20 protein-coding genes and 2 pseudogenes are annotated in these 21888 nt (G+C 54.6%); 12 read left to right on the top strand and 10 right to left on the bottom strand.

The genetic code is table 11. The annotated features are described in order from the left end of the window. Positions 1 to 144: 144 nt before the first annotated feature. The 6 genes from opcA to CKL79_RS09670 all read right to left on the bottom strand — a co-directional run bounded on the left by opcA (position 145) and on the right by CKL79_RS09670 (position 6976). The gene (gene opcA, locus CKL79_RS09645; RefSeq protein WP_121969376.1) at positions 145 to 1482 is read right to left on the bottom strand and encodes a glucose-6-phosphate dehydrogenase assembly protein OpcA; all 1338 of its coding nucleotides are present in this window, start codon (positions 1480 to 1482) and stop codon (positions 145 to 147) included. A 133-nt stretch (positions 1483 to 1615) separates the two neighbouring features. Then, positions 1616 to 3148: a glucose-6-phosphate dehydrogenase gene (gene zwf, locus CKL79_RS09650; RefSeq protein ID WP_121969377.1), complete on the bottom strand. Its 1533-nt coding sequence runs from the start codon at positions 3146 to 3148 to the stop codon at positions 1616 to 1618. A gap of 108 nt (positions 3149 to 3256) precedes the next feature. Continuing rightward, entirely contained in the window at positions 3257 to 4321 is a 1065-nt protein-coding gene (gene fbp, locus CKL79_RS09655; protein ID WP_121969378.1) for a class 1 fructose-bisphosphatase, read from the bottom strand. 236 nt (positions 4322 to 4557) lie between these two features. After that, positions 4558 to 5949, bottom strand: a complete 1392-nt coding sequence (gene glmU / locus CKL79_RS09660; RefSeq protein ID WP_121969379.1) for a bifunctional UDP-N-acetylglucosamine diphosphorylase/glucosamine-1-phosphate N-acetyltransferase GlmU — start codon at positions 5947 to 5949, stop codon at positions 4558 to 4560. Between the two features lie 37 nt (positions 5950 to 5986). Then, a complete protein-coding gene (locus CKL79_RS09665; RefSeq protein ID WP_121969380.1) occupies positions 5987 to 6376 on the bottom strand; it encodes a RidA family protein in 390 nt (129 codons plus the stop codon). A 156-nt stretch (positions 6377 to 6532) separates the two neighbouring features. Further along, on the bottom strand, positions 6533 to 6976 hold the full coding sequence (locus CKL79_RS09670) for an NUDIX hydrolase (RefSeq protein WP_121969439.1): 444 nt from the start codon (positions 6974 to 6976) through the stop codon (positions 6533 to 6535). Positions 6977 to 7089: 113 nt separating this feature from the next. Here CKL79_RS09670 and malQ point away from each other — a divergent pair, with 113 nt between their 5' ends. The 3 genes from malQ to CKL79_RS09685 all read left to right on the top strand — a co-directional run bounded on the left by malQ (position 7090) and on the right by CKL79_RS09685 (position 12845). Beyond that, on the top strand, positions 7090 to 8598 hold the full coding sequence (malQ, locus tag CKL79_RS09675) for a 4-alpha-glucanotransferase (protein ID WP_121969381.1): 1509 nt from the start codon (positions 7090 to 7092) through the stop codon (positions 8596 to 8598). Between the two features lie 233 nt (positions 8599 to 8831). Next, on the top strand, positions 8832 to 9884 hold the full coding sequence (locus CKL79_RS09680) for a J domain-containing protein (RefSeq protein ID WP_121969382.1): 1053 nt from the start codon (positions 8832 to 8834) through the stop codon (positions 9882 to 9884). A gap of 90 nt (positions 9885 to 9974) precedes the next feature. Then, positions 9975 to 12845, top strand: coding sequence for a GAF domain-containing protein (locus tag CKL79_RS09685; protein WP_121969383.1), 2871 nt, complete (start codon positions 9975 to 9977; stop codon positions 12843 to 12845). Between the two features lie 46 nt (positions 12846 to 12891). On the opposite strand, the gene CKL79_RS09690 is transcribed toward CKL79_RS09685, so the two are convergent. The 3 genes and pseudogenes from CKL79_RS09690 to CKL79_RS09700 all read right to left on the bottom strand — a co-directional run. Then, positions 12892 to 13143, bottom strand: coding sequence for a hypothetical protein (locus CKL79_RS09690; RefSeq protein WP_121969384.1), 252 nt, complete (start codon positions 13141 to 13143; stop codon positions 12892 to 12894). Between the two features lie 311 nt (positions 13144 to 13454). Beyond that, positions 13455 to 13637, bottom strand: coding sequence for a hypothetical protein (locus CKL79_RS09695; RefSeq protein ID WP_141242186.1), 183 nt, complete (start codon positions 13635 to 13637; stop codon positions 13455 to 13457). Between the two features lie 17 nt (positions 13638 to 13654). Further along, positions 13655 to 13817: pseudogene (locus tag CKL79_RS09700) on the bottom strand (FAD-dependent oxidoreductase); the annotation flags it as partial. A 225-nt stretch (positions 13818 to 14042) separates the two neighbouring features. On the opposite strand from CKL79_RS09700, the gene CKL79_RS09705 reads away from it, so the two are divergent. The 9 genes and pseudogenes from CKL79_RS09705 (at position 14043) to upp (ending at position 21335) form a co-directional block, all read left to right on the top strand. After that, positions 14043 to 14921 carry a DUF4382 domain-containing protein gene (locus CKL79_RS09705; protein WP_121969440.1) on the top strand — a complete coding sequence of 293 codons (879 nt, stop codon included), beginning with the start codon at positions 14043 to 14045 and terminating at the stop codon, positions 14919 to 14921. Next, positions 14918 to 15448 carry a carboxypeptidase regulatory-like domain-containing protein gene (locus tag CKL79_RS09710; protein ID WP_121969386.1) on the top strand — a complete coding sequence of 177 codons (531 nt, stop codon included), beginning with the start codon at positions 14918 to 14920 and terminating at the stop codon, positions 15446 to 15448. Before CKL79_RS09705 ends, CKL79_RS09710 begins: the two co-directional genes overlap by 4 nt. Continuing rightward, on the top strand, positions 15448 to 16092 hold the full coding sequence (gene cbiM / locus CKL79_RS09715) for a cobalt transporter CbiM (RefSeq protein WP_121969387.1): 645 nt from the start codon (positions 15448 to 15450) through the stop codon (positions 16090 to 16092). The genes CKL79_RS09710 and cbiM overlap by 1 nt, the downstream gene beginning before the upstream one ends. Positions 16093 to 16097: 5 nt before the next feature. Further along, positions 16098 to 16895, top strand: coding sequence for a cobalt ECF transporter T component CbiQ (cbiQ, locus tag CKL79_RS09720; protein ID WP_121969388.1), 798 nt, complete (start codon positions 16098 to 16100; stop codon positions 16893 to 16895). Between the two features lie 77 nt (positions 16896 to 16972). Next, complete coding sequence (locus tag CKL79_RS09725) at positions 16973 to 17728, top strand: energy-coupling factor ABC transporter ATP-binding protein (protein WP_121969441.1); 756 nt, start codon at positions 16973 to 16975, stop codon at positions 17726 to 17728. A 168-nt stretch (positions 17729 to 17896) separates the two neighbouring features. Further along, positions 17897 to 18103 (top strand): annotated as a pseudogene (locus tag CKL79_RS09730) (hypothetical protein); the annotation flags it as partial. 76 nt (positions 18104 to 18179) lie between these two features. Continuing rightward, the gene (locus tag CKL79_RS09735) at positions 18180 to 19445 is read left to right on the top strand and encodes a GTP cyclohydrolase II (protein ID WP_121969389.1); all 1266 of its coding nucleotides are present in this window, start codon (positions 18180 to 18182) and stop codon (positions 19443 to 19445) included. Beyond that, positions 19445 to 20680 carry a URC4/urg3 family protein gene (locus tag CKL79_RS09740; RefSeq protein ID WP_121969390.1) on the top strand — a complete coding sequence of 412 codons (1236 nt, stop codon included), beginning with the start codon at positions 19445 to 19447 and terminating at the stop codon, positions 20678 to 20680. The genes CKL79_RS09735 and CKL79_RS09740 overlap by 1 nt, the downstream gene beginning before the upstream one ends. Positions 20681 to 20702: 22 nt before the next feature. Continuing rightward, positions 20703 to 21335: a uracil phosphoribosyltransferase gene (upp, locus tag CKL79_RS09745; RefSeq protein WP_121969391.1), complete on the top strand. Its 633-nt coding sequence runs from the start codon at positions 20703 to 20705 to the stop codon at positions 21333 to 21335. A gap of 27 nt (positions 21336 to 21362) precedes the next feature. Here the strand turns inward: upp and CKL79_RS09750 are convergent, their stop codons facing one another. Next, positions 21363 to 21887, bottom strand: coding sequence for a methylated-DNA--[protein]-cysteine S-methyltransferase (locus CKL79_RS09750; RefSeq protein WP_121969442.1), 525 nt, complete (start codon positions 21885 to 21887; stop codon positions 21363 to 21365). Position 21888 lies beyond the last annotated feature (1 nt).

The following is a 21888-nucleotide window of genomic DNA, read 5'->3' on the forward strand; positions in this document are numbered from 1 at the left end:
CCACTCTAGAGATAGAGATAGCCAGAGACTACTTTACCGCTCCTAATAAAGTAATAGACGGCCTGTTTCTCCGATAGGTCTTCTAACGTCAGCAGTTTGCCCTACATTTCTGGCTTATTCAGCAGCAATGTAGGCATTTTTTTGTCACTTCTGAGCCATCAGACCTAAAACCTCAGAAGTCGTGGCCAAACTCTCTTCAAACAGCACATCTTCGCCCCACCGCTGTAGCTGCTGCTCTAGCAATAGATCTGAGCGCTGATCCGAAAGCGAGGTCACCTCCTGTACCAGGCTGCTCTGCGCACTCCCGCCAGACTCCATCCGCATACAGCCCACCGTCTCTGAGCACAAAATTGTGTTGCAATTGGCCTGAGGATTTGTCGACTGCAAGCGCACACCCGTTAAGTCGCCGAGCACCTCGCCCTGGTCAATCGCAGGCACCCCTGCTAGCTCAGCTTCTATCCGCCGCCCCCCTTCACCGATAAAGTAGACCCGCTCCAGATCATAGTCACCCCCTTCATACTCATAGCCTTGAGTTTGCCAATCCAAGCGGCTCGCCAACCAACCTAAGAACATCAGTGCCTGAGCAGGGTTACCCTTTTCGTAGTCAATGCCGACGCGGTCAACGTCCATCAGTGCCATCCGCCGCTCCGGTGGGTCAAAAGCTGCTGCTGCTAATTCCTGCCAGGGGGCTAGCCGGTACCAGTTGAGATCGGCAATATTAGTATGCTCATTCACCAGCGTCTGAATTTTGACAATCTCGGACTTGGCATCGCCGTAGTAGCTCGAATCCAAAACCAAACAGCTGCTAGCCAACGCCAGCTTTTGAAACAGATCTTGCTCAGGGTTAGGCGTCGCCTTCCACCAGATAAACTTAGGCAGGTCTGCAACGGTCAGTGATTCTACCAGATCGCCAACTCTTTCTAAGGCATCCTTAGTGCCTCGCAGCGTAATATACTCACAGCACCTCAGGTTTCCGTCGCTGCTGCCCTTATGCACCGGGCAATAGGCCGAGACCTGCGCCGTGACGCCTTCGTCTTCGCCAAAGATAGGACATAGGGTAATTACCCGACAGGGGTTTTGCGCAGCCAGCGGGCCATCAAAGCTAAATCCTCGGATGTCATCATTGGGAAAATGCTGTTTCTCAATAGGCAGCTGGCGCACTTCCTGGCGCAGCATGGACAGAGTCTGCGGGTCTACTCGGCCAGTTAGCCTCAGGTCGTATTTAACCTGAGCCGCTAGAATCGCCTCTCTAGTTTCTGAGCGGTGTAGCCCGTCTATTTCATTAGTATAAAAACCTAGCGTCGCCAGCAGCTGCTGAATCTCCTCGGGCTCATAAATCACCATCGTAAAGGTCGCTGCCCGAGCTGCCACCGGCGCTGAGCCCCTGCTGTCCTGATTTTGCCAAATATTTTGCAGCTCAGCTTCGATCTCGTCTAGAGAAATATCTTTGGGCTTTTGAATCGCCAGAATAGAAGTTGCCATAGCTTTTTATAAAGGAAAGAGCACTGAGTGGAAACAAAAGCGAAAGGAATAGATCGAGTTTGCTAAGAAACGCCTTTAAAGCATAACGAAAACTAACCAATGAATGACCTTGTGCAAGTACCTGCAGGCTAATCTAGAGACGACGCCAGCGGCGGTTAGTCCGATTCAAGAGCAGTTCGGCTTCAATGGGTCCCCAGGTGCCCGCTTCGTATAGCGGAATGCTGTTGGACGCAGCGGGAGCATCCCACACTTCTAGCAGTGGCGTCAGCACTCGCCACGATTGCTCTACTTCATCGCCCCGAGTGAAGAGCGTCTGGTCGCCGAGCATCGCATCTATCAGCAAGCGGCTGTAAGCGTCGGTACTGGGCTGACCAAAGGCCGCATCGTAGCGAAAATCCATCTCAACTGAGCGGGTGCGCAGTGAAGAACCAGGCGTCTTCACTTCAAAGCGCATGGCAATGCCCTCATTAGGTTGAATTCGCAAAGCCAGAATATTGTTATTTAGCTGCTTGGTCGCAGACTGAAACATCAGGTGAGGCACAGACTTGAAATGGATAGAAATCTCGGAGACCTTTTTTGGCAGGCGCTTACCCGTTCGCAGGTAGAAAGGGACGCCCTGCCACCGCCAGTTATCTACTCGCAGGGCTAATGCCGCAAAAGTGTTGTTGGTAGAGCCTTCGGGCACATCGCCTTCATCTCGATAGCCCGGCACTGCTTTGTTCTTCATCCAGCCCGATGAGTATTGACCGCGAATAGCGCTCTGCGACAGGTCGCTATCGTCAGCCAGGCGAGTAGCTTGCAGCACCTTTACTTTTTCGTTGCGAATGCTGGCCGCATCTAGAGAGTTCGGGGTTTCCATCGCCGTCAGGCAAAAAAGCTGCATCAGGTGATTTTGCACCATGTCGCGGATTGCGCCAGCCGTCTCGTAATAGCCAGCTCTACCTTCTAGGCCAACGGTTTCGGCGACGGTGATTTGGACATGATCGACAAACTGACGGTTCCACAAGGGTTCAAAGATGGCGTTGGCGAAGCGGAAGACCAGCAGGTTTTGGACAGTTTCCTTACCGAGATAGTGGTCAATTCGGTAGATTTGCTCTTCCTGACAGACGTTGCGCACTTTGTAATTGAGGGTTTGGGCAGAGGCCAAATCTCGACCAAATGGCTTTTCGATCACCAGTCGCTGTTTGCTCGGGTCTGCCAACATCCCGGCTCCGCCTAACTGCTGGGCGGCTTCAGCAAAAAACCGGGGCGCAACTGAGAGATAAAATACCCGGTTGCCCTGAGTGCCGCGTTTTTCATCTAGCTCACCTAAGAACTGCTTGAGCCGCTGATAGTCTTCTGGCTTATCCAGGTTGCCAGGGCAATAGTAAAGCCCTTTAGCAAATTCATCCCAGAGCGCTGGATTGCCGCCCAGTCCGCCGCCAAACTCTTCTACGCCCTGCTTGAGATGCTCACGAAAGAAATCGTGGCTCCATTCGCGCCGGGCGACGCCGACGATCGTCAGCTCGGGCGGCAACCGCCTTTCTAGCCGCATCTGGTAGAGGGCGGGAACCAGCTTGCGCTGGGTGAGATCGCCAGAGGCCCCAAAAATCACGAGGATTTGGGGGGCAGGGATGCGGTCATTTTGCAGGCCAACGCGGAGTGGATTTTCGAGTAGAGAAACCATAGCAGCGGTATAGAAGAGAGCGACGGATGGCGAATGGAAAGACGATAGCTGTGGAAAATATCTACTAAAACCGGAATCTATAAAGTCAGCATCTATACAATCGGCTATTTAACCAAGTGTTCGACCTGATGTTACGGGCGGACGCTCTAGTTCGCGCTCTTGTAAAAACGACTCTACCAGTGCCACATCTTCGCTGCTGCCAATGATCAGCGGCGTCCGCATGTGAATTTGGTCGGGGTCTACGTCTAAAATCAGCTGCTTGCCGGTCGTTGCTTTGCCGCTGGCCTGCTCCGCTAAAAAGGCTAGGGGCGCAGATTCGTAGAGCAGTCTGAGCTTGCCATCGGGCTTTTTGAGCGTACCGGGATAGAGGAACACGCCCCCCTGCATTAAGATCCGGTGAAAGTCACCGACCAATGCGCCACTGTAGCGAGCTGAATAGCCCTCATGCCGGTGGACGTAGCGAATATAGTCGCGATAGGGATCTTCCCACTGCCAGAAGTTACCTTCATTGACGCTGTAGTTAGCGCCGTGGGCGGGAATCTGAATATGTTCACTCGCTAAGATAAATTCGCCGAGGCTCGGGTCTAGCGTAAAGGCGTGAACGCCTTTGCCAATAGAGTAGACAAACACCGTGCTGGGGCCGTAGAGAATGTAGCCTGCTGCGACCTGATCTCGACCGGACGTTAGCAGATCAGCGCCGGTTTTATCGGTATCTTCACCCTGCTGACGAATCGAAAAAATCGAACCGACGTTGAGATTGATATCGACATTAGAGGAGCCGTCGATGGGATCGTACAAAAGCGTATAGCGACCGGTCGCGCAGTTTTCAGGGATGTCGTAGATATCGTCCATTTCTTCGGAGACCAGGCGGCAGACCAGGCCGCTGCGCTGAAATACGGAGATAAAGACATCGTTGGCGTATACGTCCATCTTTTTGACGGACTCTCCCTGGATGTTCTCACGCCCGGTAAATCCCAGCGCATCTTCTACTAGGCCCGCTCGGGTCAGTCGTCTGGCGACCAGCTTGCCAGCCAGCGCGATTCGACTCATCAGGGCGCTGAGATCCTGGGCCTCAGGACCAAAGCTGTCAAGCTGCTGAAGCACATGCTGCGACAGGGTCATACTGTCACGGTCTAAGGTGTCACCGGCCACGGGCTGATAGCTATCTGCCATACTTGATTTCCTCTTTAGGGCTGTGTTTGTTTTTAGATCAGCTTTTTAGTCGGGTCGCTCTTTCAGTGCCTCTATCTTAAGAAGGACGCTCGAATTCATAAATCAACCTTTAGACGAACTATAGAAAGTCCCTGAGATAGATATTTTTCTTAACAGAGAAAATCATAAAACATAGCGCGGTTAGCTGAGGCCGATGGCTAAAGGCTGTCTCGGATCCAGTTTTGACGGTTCTCGTTCTAGTCCTTGGCTGGCGTCTCTGTCTGTGCCTGTCTCAGGTACTCAGGCTTCCATCCGGGTATGCTCTTTTGCGGCGATCGCGTCACCACCAGACAGTCAGACTCGACATCCTTGGTCAGCACCGAGCCAGCGCCCATCGTGACATCAGATCCAATGGTAATGGGGGCGACCAAACAGCTATTAGCGCCGGTTTTGGTGCGATCGCCAATCACCGTTTTGTGTTTATTGCGCCCGTCGTAGTTAACGGTAATCGTTCCTGCCCCCACGTTAACCTGCTGGCCCAATTCTGCATCGCCGATATATGAGAGGTGGGCCACATTGGTGCGATCGCCAATTGTCGATTTTTTCACCTCAACAAAGTTGCCAATCCGGCAGTTTTCGCCGACGACCGCCTGACCACGAATATGAGCAAAGGGGCCAATCCGCCCGCCGCCCGCGACTTCGCTATCGGTAATGACAGAGTGAATGAGTGTGGTATTCGCGCCAATGACGCTATTTTCTACCAGAGAGCCGGGGCCAATGTGACAGCCTGGGTGAATTACGCAGCGTCCGCGCAGGTTAGTCTGCGGCTCAATCACCACGTCGGGCTCTACCAACACGGTGGCATCAATCGTAATCGTATCAGGATTGATCAGCGTCACTCCCGACAGCAGCAAATCGTCTTTAATGCGCTTTTGCATGACTGCTTCGGCTTCAGCTAACTGCTTGCGGTTGTTAATACCTGCGATTTCAGCAGGCGGCGCGTCTACCGCCCTAACGGGTGAGAGATCTTTAATGACATCGGTCAGGTAGTACTCTTGCTGGTCGTTATCAGCTTTGAGATGCGGCAAAACGGTCATCAGCGCCGACCAGCTAAAGCAGTAGATGCCCGCATTAATCCGCTGATTGGCGCGCTGGGCTGCGGTACAGTCGCGGTGCTCAATGATCTCTTTAACGACGAGATTTTCGTCACAGAAGACCCGTCCATACCCGGTCGGATCGTCTATTTTCGCCGTCAAGATAGTGGCGGCGCTGCCGCTGTCATTGTGGGTGCTGACAATATTCTCGATGGTTTCAGGTTTGAGCAAAGGTACGTCACCATTGAGCACCAGCAGATTGCCTTCGAAGCCTGCCAGCGCTGGGATCACCTGCTGTACGGCATGTCCCGTTCCTAACTGTTCAGCTTGCTCAGCAAATTCTAAATTGGGCAGATGAGCCAGCGCAGTTTTTACCTGGTCTGCGCCGTAGCCCACAATTACGATTTGCCGCACGGGGTGGACTGTCGCTGTGCTGATTAATACGTGTTGGAGTAAGGGCAGGCCGCTAAGCGAGTGAAGCACTTTCGGCAGGGCCGATCTCATGCGGGTGCCTTTGCCTGCTGCTAGAACTGCGATCGCCAACGAATCCGCCATACTTCCCCCCAAAACTTCTGAATCAAAAGCCGCTGCCCTACGCGGACACCATCGCAATACATTCAATCTCGACCAGCACATCTTTAGGCAGACGGGCCACCTCTACGCAGGCCCGGGCTGGGGCATTCTCGTCACCAAAATGCTCAGCATATATCTGGTTCATGGCGGCAAAGTCATTCATGTCCTTCAAAAAGACCGACGTTTTTACCACCTGAGATAGATCTGTACCTGCGGCCTTCACCACCGCTGTTAGATTCTGCAAAACCTTTTCAGTTTGCTCAGCGACCGTTGTCCCGACCAGTTCACCGGTTGCCGCATCTAGCGGAATTTGCCCCGCCACAAACAGCATGGCCCCCGACGCTACTACCCCCTGGTTATAGGGGCCTACCGGAGCCGGAGCCTGATCGGTTTGAATGATTTTGCGCACTTGTCTATCGTTCCTTAAGGTCAGTCAGCTCATCAGGCATCTCACAGGCCGAAGCAGTCTCAAATGGCGACGGCTTCAGAACCTCACCGGCCTATTTTACTGGCTAGGCGAGATCTGACAAACACCAAATGCAAGAATGGGTTTAGCTAACTGCTGTCACTGCAACCGAGGTCGCTGGCCGTAGTGACGGTAGCGCCAGTAGTCTCGCAGAATTTGGTCATGGTCAAAACACAGATCTACAGGGCACTGCCAAGGGTTAAAAATGGCCAGGCTTTTGGCGTCGTCTTGGGCCGAGGGCTGACCGGTCGCTGTCGCAATAAAGACGATGCTAAGAGTGTGCTGACGCTGATCGCGGCTGGGGTCTGAATAGACATAAAACTGCTCAATCAGCGTCACCAGCAGGTTGGTTTCCTCCTGGGCTTCTCGCCGCGCGGCGATCTCTACCGATTCGCCATAGTCTACAAATCCGCCCGGCAGCGCCCATCCATAAGGCGTATTCAGCCGCTCGATCAGCACAATCGGTCGATGCGGTCGATCCGCCATCTCAATGATCAGATCTACAGTAGGGGCAGGATTTCTATGGGACGTTTGCTCGGCCATTGCTGTCTCAAATTTTTTATAATCATGACATTCTCTTAATGCTTCTTTCAAAAAGCAGAGTATGGCGTCCATCTGCCCGTGATAGAGTTCTGAGCAACTGAACAAAAGTAGCTATGTCATTTCCCAGAGCCAGCGGCGTCTTACTGCATCCCACATCGCTTCCCGGTCGTTTTGGCATCGGTGATTTGGGTTTTCAAGCCTATCGATTTGTTGACTTTTTGATTGAGAGCCAGCAGCAGCTCTGGCAGATTTTACCGCTCGGGCCAACGGGCCATGGCAATTCACCCTACATGGCTTATTCGGCCATGGCGGGCAACCCGCTGCTGATTAGCCTGGAGACGATTCAAGCGCACGGACTAATTGACGCCGACGACCTTGCTCGGGCTGAGCCTTTCCCAGAAAACGCAGTGGACTACGAAGCGGTCTATGACTTTAAGCTGAGCCGGTTGCGCAAGGCTGCGGAACGGTTCAAGGAAATCGCTGATGATGACACTCGTCGGGCGTTTATCCAGTTTCGTAAAGACTGCGCCGCCTGGATAGAAGACTACGGCCTGTTTATGGCTTTGAAAAATGCTCATGGGGGCGCGTCTTGGCCGCAGTGGGATGCGTCGATTGCGCGGCGCGACCCAGATGCGCTCAACCGTGCCCGGATGGATCTGGCGGCTGACATTTTTTTCCACGAGTACATGCAGTTTGAATTTTACCGGCAGTGGACTGATTTAAAGACCTATGCCAACCAGCACGGCATTCAGATCGTGGGCGATATGCCTATCTATGTGGCGCATGACAGCGCTGACGTGTGGGCCAACCCCGAGAACTTCATGCTGGATGAAGAGACGCTCAACCCTTCTCAGATGGCGGGAGTACCGCCAGATTACTTCAGTCAGACGGGTCAGCTGTGGGGCAACCCTACCTATAACTGGGAGGTCGTTCAGGCGGGTGGGTTTAGCTGGTGGCTCCAGCGTCTCCGAGCGATGCTGGCCTGTGTAGACCTGATTCGGATTGATCATTTTCGGGGGTTTGAGGCTTTTTGGGCTGTTGCTGCTGGTCAAGAGACCGCTATTAATGGAGAGTGGATAGAAGCGCCGGGTGAGGCGTTTTTTGAGACGGTGGAAGCGCAGCTGGGTCGGTTGCCTTTTTTGGCAGAAGATCTGGGCTTAATCGATGAGAAAGTGGAGGCATTGCGCGATCGCTTTGATCTCCCGGGCATGAAAATTTTGCAGTTTGCTTTCGGTTCGGATTACGAAAATCCTTACCTGCCTTACAACGTAGATCGTAATTTTTTAATCTACACAGGCACCCACGACAATGACACGACCGTTGGCTGGTTTAAGCAGGCTCCAGATCACGAGAAGCAACATTTAGCGGCCTATGTCGGCGCATTTGACCCAGACAACGTTCACTGGGTCATGATTCGGCTGGCGCTGAGTTCGGTGGCTAACCAGGCCATTGTGCCCTTACAAGACTTGTTAGGGCTGGGCAGCGGCGCTCGCATGAATACCCCAGGGGTGGGCGAGGGCAACTGGTCGTGGCGCTACGTGACGCCTATGCTCACGCCTACCATTAGCGCTCACCTTAAAGAGCTAACAGAACTATATGGCCGAGGGCGCGATCAGCAGTAGCCTATCGCGCCCTCGGCAACAGCAGCCACCGGGTCAGCCATCGACCGCTACACACACCCTTAACCGAACCTACAAACCGAACCTCTAAACGGAGGCAGCTTTGCTACGCTGATTTTTAGGGAGTATTCTGCGTCTACCTGGATGGACATATAGATAGCGCTCTACAGATTGATATAGACCCGCTTAACCGGATTAGATTTGACATTGAGGTTTGACAGTGAGGGAGGATAAGTATGGCTGCAACTGACTTCAAAGATTACTACGCCATTTTGGGGGTCAGTAAAACGGCCAGTGCCGACGACATTAAGCGCTCTTTTCGGAAGCTAGCGCGTAAATATCACCCGGACGTTAACCCTAACAACAAAGCAGCGGAAGCAAAGTTTAAAGAGGTCAGCGAAGCCTACGAAGTGCTCTCTGACGCCGAAAAGCGTACCAAATATGACCAGTTTGGCCAATATTGGCAGCAGGCTAGCCGGGCCGGTGGTCCTGCGGGCGGTTCTGCGGGGGGGGCGACCGGTGCTGCTAGCGGCTTTGACTTTGGCGCTTATGGTAGCTTTGACGACTTCATCAACGAGCTATTGGGTCGCTTTGCCACTGGTGGGGGCGGGGCTCGCGCTAGCTCCTACGGCTATCAAAAGCCGGGCGGTGCCAGCGGCTTTGACCCTAGCGGTTTCGGCAGCGGTGGGTTTGGCTTTGACCCGCGAGCCGCCAGCCGGGCAGGGGCTAGCACTCGCGTCAGCCAGGGCAGCTTCGACCAGACAGCCGATCTCAAGCTGAGCCTGTCCGAGGCTTTTCGCGGTACTCAAAAGCGCTTTAGCATTGGCGGCGAATCGGTCACTGTGAGGATTCCGGCAGGCGTCAAGCCCGGCAGCAAAATTCGATTGAAGGGCAAAGGCGCGCTAAATCCGCAAACTCAGCAGCGCGGCGATGTCTATTTGACGGTTGAGCTGTTGCCGCACAGCTTTTTTCAGCTAGAAGGAGATAACCTGACTTGCGAGGTGCCGATTACGCCAGATGAAGCCGTATTAGGTGCAAAAGTGACCGTGCCGACTCCTGACGGTAGCGTGACTGTCAGCGTTCCGGCGGGTGTCAAGTCGGGGCAGTCGCTCCGTCTGCGGGGTAAGGGCTGGCCTGATAAGCAGGGGACTAACCGCAGCGATCAGCTGGTCAAAGTGGTGATTACACCGCCTCAGGAATTGAGCGATCGCGAAAAGTCTCTCTACGAACAAATCCGCGACAGCAGATCTACTGACCCTAGAGCCGAACTCACCAGCATTCAGCTTTAACGCTAGGCTGATTTGTCATGCCGCCTTAAGAAACCGAATATCAAAATGGGAATTCTGTTTTAACACCTCAGATTTTCCCAAGTATCGATTATGGATAAGCTGCTAGCGCGTCTGACAGGCAATACCCAAGAAGATCTGCTGCATCGGATCGCCAATCGAATTCGGCAGTCTTTAGAGCTGCAGGAAATCTTAGATACAACAGTCAAAGAAGTCCGGGACTATCTGGGCATCGACCGGGTTAAGATCTATCGATTTAATCCAGACAGCAGCGGAACCGTCATTGCCGAATCGATTAGCAACCATCGTCTGCCCAGCTTACTGGGTCTCCACTTTCCGGCTGATGACATTCCGCCCTATGCACGGGAGCTGTTTTTAAGAGCCCGCCAGCGCTCAATCGTCGATGTCACTAACCACCAGATCGGGCTGAGCCCTTTAGATCATTTAGAGACAGGAGAAGCTCAGTCAGATATCGACATTCGCTACCGACCGCTAGACCCCTGTCACGCTGAGTATCTAACGGCAATGGGAGTCCAGTCTTCTGTCGTTGTCCCCATCGTTTTAAAAGAACTGCCTACCGAAAAAAGCGTACGCCTGCCCTCAGGAACATCGGCACAGCTGTGGGGACTGCTGGCCTGCCATCACAGTGAGTCACGAGTCGTAGCAGAAGCCGAGCTGCAGTTTATCCAAGCTGTGGTTGATCAGGTAGGGGTAGCGATCGCTCAGTCGATATTACTCAACCGCGTGCGCGCCCAAGCAGAGCAAGAGGCCAACATCAACCGCGTCACCCAACTGCTCTATAACAGCCCCACGACGAAGCCACAGGCAGCCCTTGAAGAAGCCGTCGCTACGTTTAGTGGATCCGGCGGCAGGCTCTACCTGATGGCCAGAAAATCTCAGCCTAGAGAACTCTACACCTGCGGCGAACAGCCCGTCCCTATTAACGAAGCCCAAGGCCGGGTGATTGAAGAAAATTTTCTTTGGAAAAATTTTCTAGGCTCAATCATTGAGCCTGGCCCTGACAGCAGCGGCTACCGACCCTGGTCAGTCCAGTGGATGCGTTCGGTCTATAGCATGGGCGCAGATCAACGCGAGGATAGCCGGTCTACCCACTGGCCCAACCTGTGGGCAGTCGATCATCTCTACCGCGAACCGCTGTTCCGCACGCTGGCCCCGTTCTTTGAAGCCACATCCGTATGCAGCCTGCTGATCATTCCGCTGCGCCATGGCTCGCAGGTGGTCGGCTGTCTGACTATTTTTCGCAATGAGGCCAATACCGAAATTTTGTGGGCCGGATACCACCATCCGGACACGCGGCAGCTCATGGCCAGACAATCGTTTGAAGTCTGGCGGCAAAGTCAAAAAGGTCAGGCCGAAGCCTGGACAGCAGCCGAAATTAAGTACGCTCAGGCGCTCGGCGAACGGTTTGCTACCGCTGTTGAACAGTACCGGCTATATCAGCAGGTGCAAGCACTCAATGCCAATCTAGAGCAACAGGTAGCCGAGCGCACAGACCAGCTGCAGCAAAAAACACAACAGCTACAGCTTTCCAATCAGGAGTTAGAAAATTCTTTTTCCAGGCAGAAATTACTGATCGCTATCGTCACTAAAATTCGCGAGTCGCTCGACATCGCCGAGATCTTTCAGGTCACTACTAAAGAACTGAGCCACATCTTGACTGCCGATAGAGTCTCGGTTTATCGGTTCGATGCCAACTGGGGCGGCGAATTTGCAGCAGACTTTGAAGCCGCAACGCTCCGCTGGCTAGATGTGGGTCCGCTAGGCGTCAATACCGTCTGGAACGATACTTATCTGCAAGAAACTCAAGGCGGCAGATATCGCCAAGGAGAGGTCTTTGTCGTCGATGATGTCTACCAGCAGAGCTTTTCTCAATGTCACCTAGCGCTCTACGAGCAGCTTTGCATTAAAGCTTTCATCACCGTTCCGATTTTTGTCGGACAAGACCTGTGGGGAATTTTGAGCGCCTATCAGCACAAAGAACCTCGCCAGTGGGAGCCAGTAGAAGTTGAGTTTGCCAGTCAGGTCGCCGCGCAGCTAGGCGTCGCTTTGCAGCATGCTTCTCTACTCGATTACAACCGCCGTAAATCAGAAGAACTCTTAAGTACGCTGGATAATTTAAAGGCCACGCAAACCCAGCTCATTCAGACAGAGAAGATGTCTAGCCTCGGACAACTGGTGGCTGGCATCGCCCATGAAATCAATAACCCCGTTAATTTCATTCATGCCAACCTGGTGCATTTAGAAAAATATTCAGACAACTTGATCAAAGCAATTGCAGGCTATCAGGCGCACTATCCTGAGCCATCTGCCGAAATTAGCGCACTGCTAGAGGAGGCCGACATTGAATACATCGCAGAAGACTTACCCAGACTCTGTTCTTCTTTGTCTACTGGCACTCAACGGATTCAGGCAATTGTTTCATCCCTGCGTAGTTTTTCTAGATTAGACGAATCAGGTATCAAAGCGGCTGATCTTCATGAGGGTATAGAGAGTGCTCTGCTGATTTTGCAACATCGACTGAAGTCGAACAGTACCCAAGTTGCGATTGAAGTGGTGAGAGAATATGGTGAGCTCCCTCTGGTGGAATGCCATTCGGGGCAGATCAATCAGGTCTTTATGAACCTGCTGGCCAATGCTATTGATGAGCTACAGTCCCTAGAGCCAGATGCTGAAGAAGACAGGCCCAAACATATTACGATCACAACTCAGGTAGTGGATAATTGGGTGAAGATATCGATTAAAGACGATGGTAGGGGGATTGTAAAACCACAGTTAGACAAGCTGTTTGATCCGTTTTTTACGACTAAGCCAGTAGGCAAAGGAACAGGTTTAGGGCTATCAATTAGCTACAGGATTATTGAAGAACACAGCGGCAAGCTCTACTGCGAATCTGAGCTGGGCAGAGGAACCAGTTTCAATATTGAGCTGCCTAGAGAGCATTGATTGTGCGCTGACTTTCGTGTCGCCGAGGTCGCTAGATCTAGCCCGATTAATATCGAATCGTGATCGGAGGTTCTGAAGGGGCTTTGACCGTCCAAGAGAGTTGCTTCTCAAGCGAAATCCAGATTTTGGTCAATGACATCGGGTTCATCCGCATTAATATGCCACTCGGTTGCGCCAGTGACCTGAGTGCGTAGTAAAGGGGGTTGGCTAGGGCGTAGTCTGAGGTGCCAAGCTGCCCGTCAAAAACAAATGAGTAGGCACTCTCGCCTAAAAACTGCGCTGCTATAGCTTTGGCCACTTAGCTTAATACATTAGTGATAGCTAGAACCGTTATATACTGCGGACTAAGTGGCTTCTAAAGCGGTAATGGGCTCCTCTTAGGCATAGGCACTGAGATCGCCTACGATCAAAAAGTCTCCGTCAGCGCTGCCGGTCGGAGCGGTGGCTAGCTAGGCGGCTACTGCCTCCGCCTCCGAACCTGAGTGCCCTTAAAGTTGCCCTGCTCGTCGCTAATATCGGCATTACTACCAGGAGACTCGCTAGATTGAGCGAGCCGCCGACATCAGCGAAGGTAGCCGGACGAGGATGGGCCGGCTGAAAGTCAATGTTTTAATTGGTCTGAATGCGGTAGCTGCCGAAGTCGAAGCTGAGTACACCTGTGAGATCAATCACGGTGTCGCCACCCCGCAGCGGATTGGCTACGTTCAGAGGCTGGCCGCCGCGACCAAAGATTAAAGTGTGCGGATTTTGCTGCGTGCTGCCGTCGTCTAGGGTGATTTGGCGCCGGTGCACAGGCAATGTCAAAGAACTTGGGCCACGCTGGGCGACACCGCGCCACTACAGGGCTTGTAGCGGGGTAAAGACTCCTTCTCTATGACCAGCACCGAGTGCCCCTGCTTGGCCAAGTGGTAGGCGGTCGAAGCTCCGGCAGGGTAGCCACCACCCAGCTACCACCACAATGACGTCGTGCATTAGGCTCTCGGCTCGGTAGATGGATTAATAGATGGATCTGCCGCTTCATACTACCGTTTTGGCAGTGGAGACCGTAAATAAATGCCCCCCCTAGGCATTGCGCGTTTCAGGAAGCTTGGGGTTAAGTAAATAGGCTGGGGTTTGTCGGGCCAAGGCCCAAAACCGCTCGACATTCTGATGCGACACTTGCCTCCTGGCGCTAAGCCATCTATTTTCTTAGGTACTATGCAACGCAATTCGTTTAAAGCTTTCACGGTTGGCGCGCTGGGCTGCTTAGCCCTAGGGGTGCTGGCTGGCTGCGGTAGCGAAAGCCCCACCGCCACTGCCCCCGACCCGAGCCCTGAGGCAGAAACCGCCGCCAGTGCTGACGGCGAGAGCGGCACCCTGGTGATTCGCGCCAACGGCGAAGACTTTGTGCGCGAAGGGTTTACCACTAAAGACGGGTGGGAGGTGGAGTTTGACAATGTCTACGTGTCTCTGGCCGACATTACTGCCGCCCAGACCGATCCTCCCTTTGACCCTGAGGCGGGCGGCACCCTAGAGGCCGAGGCCGAGGTCAAGGTCGAGGGCACTCAGGTGGTTGACCTAGCCGAGGGCGATGAGAGCGCTGACCCGGTGATGGTGAGCGAGGTTGAGGCTCCGGCAGGACGCTTCAACGCCCTGGCCTGGCGTATGGTGCCCGCCGAAAGCGGCCCGTCTGAGGGCTACACCGTTTGGATGCAGGGCACGGCCAGCAAAGACGGCGAAACCATTCCCTTCGCCATCAAGGTGAACGAGGAGCTGGCCTTTACCTGCGGCGACTTTGTCGGCGACGAGCGCAAGGGCATTCTGACTGCTGGCGAAGAAGCTGAGATGGAGGCCACCTTCCACTTTGACCACCTGTTTGGCGATGGCGGTGCGCCCCCCGACGACAGCATCAACACTGGGGCGCTGGGGTTTGACCCGCTGGCGGCGCTGGCGACCAACGGCATGGTGGATGTCGATAGCGCCGCCCTTCAGGCCGGGCTGTCGGAGGAAGACTACACCACATTTCTAGCCGTTTTGCCGAGCTTGGGCCACGTGGGCGAGGGCCACTGTGAAGAGGTGAGGTTGACAGCCTCATGAGACTAAACCTTGCGTTGGCATTGGCTCTGGGAGCGGTAGGTTGGGCATTGCCGGTGCTGGGCCACGGGGTTGCAATGGAGCATCGTTGGGTCAGCAGCGTTGAGGTGCAGGCCCGGTTCGAAACGGGGGAACCGATGGCCCAGGCCCAGGTGCTGGTTTACGCTCCTGACGACCCGGCTGAGGTTTGGCAGCAGAGCACTACCGACGACCAGGGTCGGTTTAGCTTTGTGCCCGATGAGACGGTGCAGGGCAACTGGGAGGTGGTGGTGCGCCAGGCGGGGCACGGTGCGATCTCCACCATTCCCGTGACCGCTGCGGCTGAAGCTGCCCCTGCCACCAGCGCTGAGGATGCTCCTTCTCCAAGGCTTGACTCTGGGCCTGACTCTGAGAATGAGGCCGAAACCCCAACCAATTCTTTAATCTCTTCGAGTACTGGCCTGTCTCCAGTGCAGCGGGGCGTTACCATTGGCTCTGTAATTTGGGGCTTTATTGGCACCGCTCTATTTTTCGCCCGAGGCAAGCGCTAGTGCATATTCCCGACGGAATTTTATCTGCCCAGGTCTGTGCAGCGGGGTACGCTGTCACTGGTCTGGCCACTTGGTACTCTCTGCGGCAGATCAACCGAAAACCCGACCCGGCGGCGGAGGTGCCTAAGGCATCGCTGCTAACGGCGGCGTTTTTTGTGGCGTCGTCTATTTACATTCCGGTGCCGCCCGCCAGCGTGCATTTGATTTTGAATGGGTTGCTGGGGGTGGTGCTGGGCTATTTTGCCTTTCCGGCGATTTTGATTGGCCTGTTTTTTCAGGCGTTGGTAATTGGCCATGGTGGCATTACCACCCTGGGGGTGAATGCCACCATGATGGGCATTCCGGCGCTGCTGGCCTACCACATCTTTCAGTTGCGCAACTCGGTGGGTAAGCCCCTGGCTGAGCCCACTCGCACAGGCGTCTTTGCCTTTCTGGGCGGAGCCCTGGGGCTGGGGGTAGCGGCGCTGATTTTTCTGGCGCTGATTATTTTTAACATTCCGGCTGAGCTAGATGCCGGGGCTGAGCAAACGGCGGTGCTGGCGCTGTCGGTGAGCCATGTGCCCCTGGCCATTGTGGAGGGTATTTTTACCGCCATGCTGGTGCTGTTTTTGCGCCGGGTGAAACCCGAGCTGCTGGAGGGCTAAACACCATGGGAGCCGCGAGTCTCGATACCTATGTCCATCGCGAGTCGGTGATTCACCGCTGGTCGCCCCGGCTGAAGCTGGTCAGCCTGGTGGGGCTGATGTTTGCCTTTGCAACGGTGCGCCAGCTGGCCCTGGTGCCCTGGATGCTGGGACTGGCGGCGGTGCTCTACGGCCTGTCAGGGCTGCCGCTGACGTTTTTGCGGCAGCGGCTGAGCTATCCGGGGCTATTTATTTTGGCGCTGGTGGTGGTGCTGCCGCTGACCGTGGGCGATACGGTGCTGGGACAGTGGGGCTGGCTGACCCTGCGCCAAGAGGGTCTGATGGCGACGCTGCTGATTGTGGGGCGGTTTTTGTCGATTTTGACCCTGGGGTTTATTTTGCTGGGCACGACGCCGTTTTTGACTTTGCTGCACGCCATGCGATCGCTCGGTCTGCCCACCGTCTTGGCCGATATGACGCTGCTGTCGTACCGCTACCTGTTTGAGATTGCCGCCATGCTGGCCACTATGCAACAGGCCATGCGGCTGCGGGGCTTTGGCCAAAAGCGCCAGCGCTGGCTGCGGGTAAATCGCCAGACCATGGAGCAGCTAGCGATGCTGGCGGGCAATCTGCTGATTCGCAGCTACGAGCAGTCGGATCGGGTGTATAAAGCTATGCGACTGCGGGGCTATGGCTACGGCACAAAGTCAGTCGTGGGGCAGAGTGCTGCGGCCCAGCCCTGCGCCCTAAGCTGGGGGCTGGCGGGGCTAGTGCTGGCCGCTGCGATCGCGTTAGTCATAGCTGAAGGAATCTTGCGCCGGTGACAGAAATGACGATGACAAATGGGCCAACGATGAATGTGTCAATAGATTCAGTCTCGACCGGGTTTGACCCCCTAGCTATGGCCGCAGAGCCTCGACCAGCGGTGATCGCCGCCCAGACTCTCTCCTTTGGCTACCCCGACCAGCCCGACGTGCTGTGCCAGATCTCGCTGACGGTGCAGGCAGGCGATCGCGTCGGCATCATTGGCCACAACGGCTGCGGCAAGACTACCCTGTTTATGCTGCTGTGCGGCGTGCTCAGCCCCGCCGCTGGCGAGATTTTACTGTTTGGCGAACCCCTCAAACCCGGACAGTTTCGCCCCGAAGTTGGCCTGCTGTTCCAAGACCCTGACGACCAGCTGTTCTCGGCATCCGTGCGCGATGACATTGCCTTTGGCCCCCAAAACATGGGCTTTGACCCCGCCGAAGTCGCCGCCCGCGTCGCTCAGGCCGCCGATATGGCCGGCATCACCCACCTGCTCGACCGCCTGCCCCATCATCTCTCCGGCGGCGAAAAGCAAATGGTGGCCATCGCTGGCCTCCTCGCCATGACCCCCCAGATCATTCTCTACGACGAACCCACTGCCAGCCTCGACCTGCGCACCCGCCGCCGCCTGATTCGCTTTCTGCAAAACTCCACCGAAACCGTGCTAATCTCCTCCCACGACCTAGAGTTTGTGCTGGAAGCATGCGATCGCGTCATCCTAATCGACGAAGGCCGCATCATCGCCGACGGCTGTCCCCGAGCGATCATGGGCGACCAATCGCTAATGGAGAAACATGGCCTAGAGAAACCCCACTCGCTGATTCCCCACGGAGAGCAGCATCATAGGTAGGGGCGTAGGTGAGTAGGGTTAGAGGATAGGGGCAATCAGGAGATAGGGACAATCGAAACGCCCCCAGCAGCAAATCTGGCTCTTGCCCCCAATTGTGCGCCGCCTTAGAAAGTATTTCGGTGAGAGAAAAGATTTTTCAGGGGTGCATCGCTGCGCGGATGCACCCTACGGCGGGTAGCAATCGCCGGTGTACTCGCTATGCAGCCTCAGGTACAGGTATTAGATGAACCTTCTGCGCAGCTCGATCCGCGATCGCGGCGGCAGCTCATCGAACTTTTAGACAGCTTGGTGCTGAGCAACCCAGCGTTTTTAGATCAGCATGCGCTAGAGTCGCCCCAACTCCAGCGCCGCAGCATTAAAGCCGATACATTATAAATTGGCAATCTCAACTACAGCCAAAAATGACCCTTGTAGGCTAATTTGAGAATTCGTTGACAAAAGGGTTCCACGGATGGCATCAGCGCAGTCGCCTCGGCATAAGCATATTGTCTTAACCTCGCATCCTGGGCAGTCCGGACAGAAACCGCTGCCGATTCGGTGGGGGTATCCTGACCCGGTTGAGCGCGGGCCGATTATTGCCACGCTAGGGAACCGGGCTCACCGCAATGCAATCGGGACGCATTCTGGCGGCTATGCGGTGTATCGGGCTTTGGCGATCGCCAGCGGTAGCCTGGAGCAAGACCACCGCGCCGACTTAACCAATACTGCGCCCACGGTCTCTATCGGTCCATACCCTAGCTGGACAGATGCTGAGAAGATCGTTTCGCTCGACCCTTTTGGAGCAATAGACAACAATTTGTTTGCTGAGCTGAGAGCAGAAGGCTATGACATCCGCCCTTCGATTGCGATTACCAAAGCCCATATCAACATTCCAGAGCTGCAAGAAGCCGTTTCTCGGGGTCGCCTGCAGGTAGATGGCAAAATCTTAAACAAGCGAGGAGACCTGGTAGTTACCAAAGCCGCCGTCGAGCCCGTTTGGTATCTGCCCGGAATCGCTCAGCGGTTTGGCGTCAAAGAAAGCGACCTGCGCCGCACCCTGTTTGAACAGACGGGGGGCATGTTTCCAGAACTGGTGACGCGGCCTGACCTGCAGGTATTTTTGCCACCGATTGGGGGACTTACCGTCTATATACTTGGCGACCTAGAAGCTATCACTGACCCCAATCGGCCATTAGCTGTGCGCATTCACGACGAATGCAACGGTTCAGATGTATTCGGTTCAGATATCTGCACCTGTCGCCCGTATCTGGTTCACGGCATCGAAGTGGCAGTAGCGACCGCTCAAGCCGGTGGGGCTGGCGTCATCATCTACGCGCGCAAAGAGGGCCGGGCGCTGGGCGAAGTGACTAAGTTTTTGGTATATAACGCTCGCAAACGGCAGGCAGGCGGCGATCGCGCTGATACTTACTTCACCCGTACTGAATGCGTTGCCGGCGTTCAAGACATGCGTTTTCAAGAGCTGATGCCCGATGTAATGCACTGGCTGGGCATCACCCGGATCGACCAGTTTGTCTCGATGAGCAATCTGAAGTACGACGCGGTGGTCAAGTCCGGCATTGAAATTGTCGAGCGAATCTCAATTCCAGAAGCGCTGATCCCAGCAGATGCTCAAGTTGAGATGAATGCGAAGAAGGCGGCGGGCTATTTTACAGAGGGAGCAGTGCCCGAGGAAACTGTACTGACTCAAACCATTGGTCGTCAGTATGAGGAAGCCTGATGAGGCCAGCAGAAAAAGCGGCGATCGCCTACTTACAGACCCCGCAGGCCATTCGTGATCGCGCTCAGCAACTGTTTGATCTGGCTCAGGCCGACCAGCTTGAGTATTTCTCTTGCGATCTGTCCCAGCTAGATCAGGTCGCCGCTTACGTTGTGGAGACCACTCAGCAGGCGTATCCTAGTTTTGACGTGCCGTTCCACAGCCGCTGGCGGCATTTTGATGTGGGCAGTGTGCCCCGACTCGCCAAGCTCAATCAGGCTTTTCAGGTGACGGGCTTTGATCGGTTGGAGATGGCGCGATCGCAGCTTGATCTGGCCATCGTCAGCGTGCTGCTAGATGCGGGTGCTGGCACTGAGTGGCGCTACCAAGATCCCTACGCTGACCAACGCTTAGAACGCTCAGAAGGGTTAGCTGTAGCGAGTCTTCACGCTTTTGAGCAGGGCCTTTTCTCGTCTGATCATGAGTTGCCCTATCAGGTGGATGCCGTTGGGCTGAAGAGATTGAACGAAGCTGAGTTAGCCGGGGCCTTTCAAGTTGATGACAGCAATCCTCTGGTCGGGCTCTCAGGTCGCTTGTCTCTCTTACAGCAGTTAGGCAAAGCGCTGTTAGAGAGCGATCGTATTCCCCAAAACCCGGCAAGACCCGGCAATCTGTTGGACTATTGGATAGAACGCTATGGTATGGAGTTGGATGCGGGCACGCTGTTGACAGAGGTATTGGAGAGCCTTGGCTCGATCTGGCCGGGTCGGGTGACCCTTGCCGGTACCAATCTGGGCGATGTGTGGCCCCATCCGAGCCTAACTGATCAGGGATTAGGCGAAAATCTGATCCCGTTCCATAAACTCTCGCAGTGGCTGACCTATTCTCTGGTTGAACCTCTGAGCGTAGCAGGCATAGCAGTCACTAATCTCAATGCGCTCACCGGCCTAGCAGAATACCGCAATGGTGGGCTGTGTGTTGATTTAAAGCTGTTGATTCCTAAACATGCAGCGGTCATGGGTGACTCTCACCTACCCAGTTCGCCTGTAGTGGTAGAGTGGCGAGCATTGACAGTTGTACTGTTGGATTTGATTGGCGATCGCGTCCGTCACCTACTCAACAAATCGCCTGAAGAGCTGCCGCTAATCAAAGTGTTAGAGGGCGGCACTTGGGCAGCCGGGCGGCGCATTGCCAAGCAGCTCAGGCCAACCGGCGCGCCCCCGATTACGATTCAAAGCGATGGGACAGTCTTTTAATGAAACAATGTGAGATGCTTTCATGACAAATCAGGTAACGCTTATTGAGCATCCTCTGATTCAGCATAAGCTAACGCTGATGCGGCAAAAAGAGACCAGCACTGCCAAGTTTCGGAAGCTTTTAGAAGAAGTTAGCATGTTGTTGGCTTATGAAGTCACTCGTGATCTTCCCCTAGAAAAAGTCTCTATTGAAACCCCTTTTGCCACTATGGACGCGCCGATGCTGTCTGGCAAAAAGGTAGTGTTAATCTCCATCATGCGGGCGGGGCAGGGCATTTTAGACGGTATGCTCAGGCTAATCCCCTCGGCCCGGGTCGGTCATATCGGGCTGTACCGCGATCCGAGAACGCTGAGCCCAGTGGAGTACTACTTTAAGGTGCCCAGCGGCGTTGATCAGCGAGAAATGTTGGTGGTCGATCCGATGCTGGCGACGGGTAATTCGGCGATCGCTGCTGTTTACCGGCTCAAAGAAACTCAGCCCCAATCGATCAAGTTTGTCTGCCTGCTGGCCGCGCCTGAAGGCATCGCCAGCTTTCACGCAGAACACCCTGATGTCCCTATTTTCACTGCCGCAATTGACGACAAACTAGACGAACACGGCTATATTTTGCCAGGGCTAGGAGATGCGGGCGATCGCATGTTTGGCACCCAATAGCTGACTGTCAAAGTAGGAAAGCTTAGATTAGTCAGATAAGAGCAACAGTTGTTGAGAGGGGTGTGAATCTTCGAGATTTGCCGTCTCATGCTCAAGCAGCCATCGTTTGCGATCTATGCCGCCTGCATAGCCTGTGAGCTTACCGCTAGCGGCAATCACCCGGTGACAGGGGACTACGATTGAAATCGGGTTCCGTCCGTTGGCGGCTCCGACTGCGCGTGACGCGGTTGGTTGCCCGAGCTGCTGAGCGAGTGAGCCGTAAGAGATGGTTTTACCAAATGGGATTTGACTGAGCAATTGCCAGACCTGTTTCTGAAAATCGGTGCCGCGTGCAGCCACTGGCAAATTGAAGCTTTGGCGCTGATGATCGAAGTACTCGGCGAGCTGTTCTTGAACCTGGTTAAAGGGATTTGCTTGCACGGACTCGCGCCAGGCTTCGGTCTGTTTGGGAAAATGCTTTTGGCCTTTGAGATAGAGGCCGGTGAGCGATTGCCCATCCCCAGTCAGCAACAGTGCCCCTAAGGGACTCTCCAACCATCTGTAATAAGTCATC

This window comes from Leptolyngbya sp. BC1307 (assembly GCF_002286735.1).
Lineage (GTDB): Bacteria > Cyanobacteriota > Cyanobacteriia > Phormidesmidales > Phormidesmidaceae > Phormidesmis.

Bases quoted from the DNA above. Each gene is read 5' to 3' on its own strand.
- opcA (WP_121969376.1), bottom strand. From the start codon at position 1,482: ATGGCAACTTCTATTCTGGCGATTCAAAAGCCCAAAGATATTTCTCTA.
- malQ (WP_121969381.1), top strand. From the start codon at position 7,090: ATGTCATTTCCCAGAGCCAGCGGCGTCTTACTGCATCCCACATCGCTT.
- cbiQ (WP_121969388.1), top strand. From the start codon at position 16,098: ATGGGAGCCGCGAGTCTCGATACCTATGTCCATCGCGAGTCGGTGATT.
- glmU (WP_121969379.1), bottom strand. From the start codon at position 5,949: ATGGCGGATTCGTTGGCGATCGCAGTTCTAGCAGCAGGCAAAGGCACC.
- CKL79_RS09705 (WP_121969440.1), top strand. From the start codon at position 14,043: ATGCAACGCAATTCGTTTAAAGCTTTCACGGTTGGCGCGCTGGGCTGC.
- CKL79_RS09680 (WP_121969382.1), top strand. From the start codon at position 8,832: ATGGCTGCAACTGACTTCAAAGATTACTACGCCATTTTGGGGGTCAGT.
- CKL79_RS09685 (WP_121969383.1), top strand. From the start codon at position 9,975: ATGGATAAGCTGCTAGCGCGTCTGACAGGCAATACCCAAGAAGATCTG.
- fbp (WP_121969378.1), bottom strand. From the start codon at position 4,321: ATGGCAGATAGCTATCAGCCCGTGGCCGGTGACACCTTAGACCGTGAC.
- CKL79_RS09735 (WP_121969389.1), top strand. From the start codon at position 18,180: ATGGCATCAGCGCAGTCGCCTCGGCATAAGCATATTGTCTTAACCTCG.
- zwf (WP_121969377.1), bottom strand. From the start codon at position 3,148: ATGGTTTCTCTACTCGAAAATCCACTCCGCGTTGGCCTGCAAAATGAC.
- CKL79_RS09725 (WP_121969441.1), top strand. From the start codon at position 16,973: ATGGCCGCAGAGCCTCGACCAGCGGTGATCGCCGCCCAGACTCTCTCC.
- upp (WP_121969391.1), top strand. From the start codon at position 20,703: ATGACAAATCAGGTAACGCTTATTGAGCATCCTCTGATTCAGCATAAG.
- CKL79_RS09740 (WP_121969390.1), top strand. From the start codon at position 19,445: ATGAGGCCAGCAGAAAAAGCGGCGATCGCCTACTTACAGACCCCGCAG.
- CKL79_RS09710 (WP_121969386.1), top strand. From the start codon at position 14,918: ATGAGACTAAACCTTGCGTTGGCATTGGCTCTGGGAGCGGTAGGTTGG.
- CKL79_RS09750 (WP_121969442.1), bottom strand. From the start codon at position 21,887: ATGACTTATTACAGATGGTTGGAGAGTCCCTTAGGGGCACTGTTGCTG.
- CKL79_RS09670 (WP_121969439.1), bottom strand. From the start codon at position 6,976: ATGGCCGAGCAAACGTCCCATAGAAATCCTGCCCCTACTGTAGATCTG.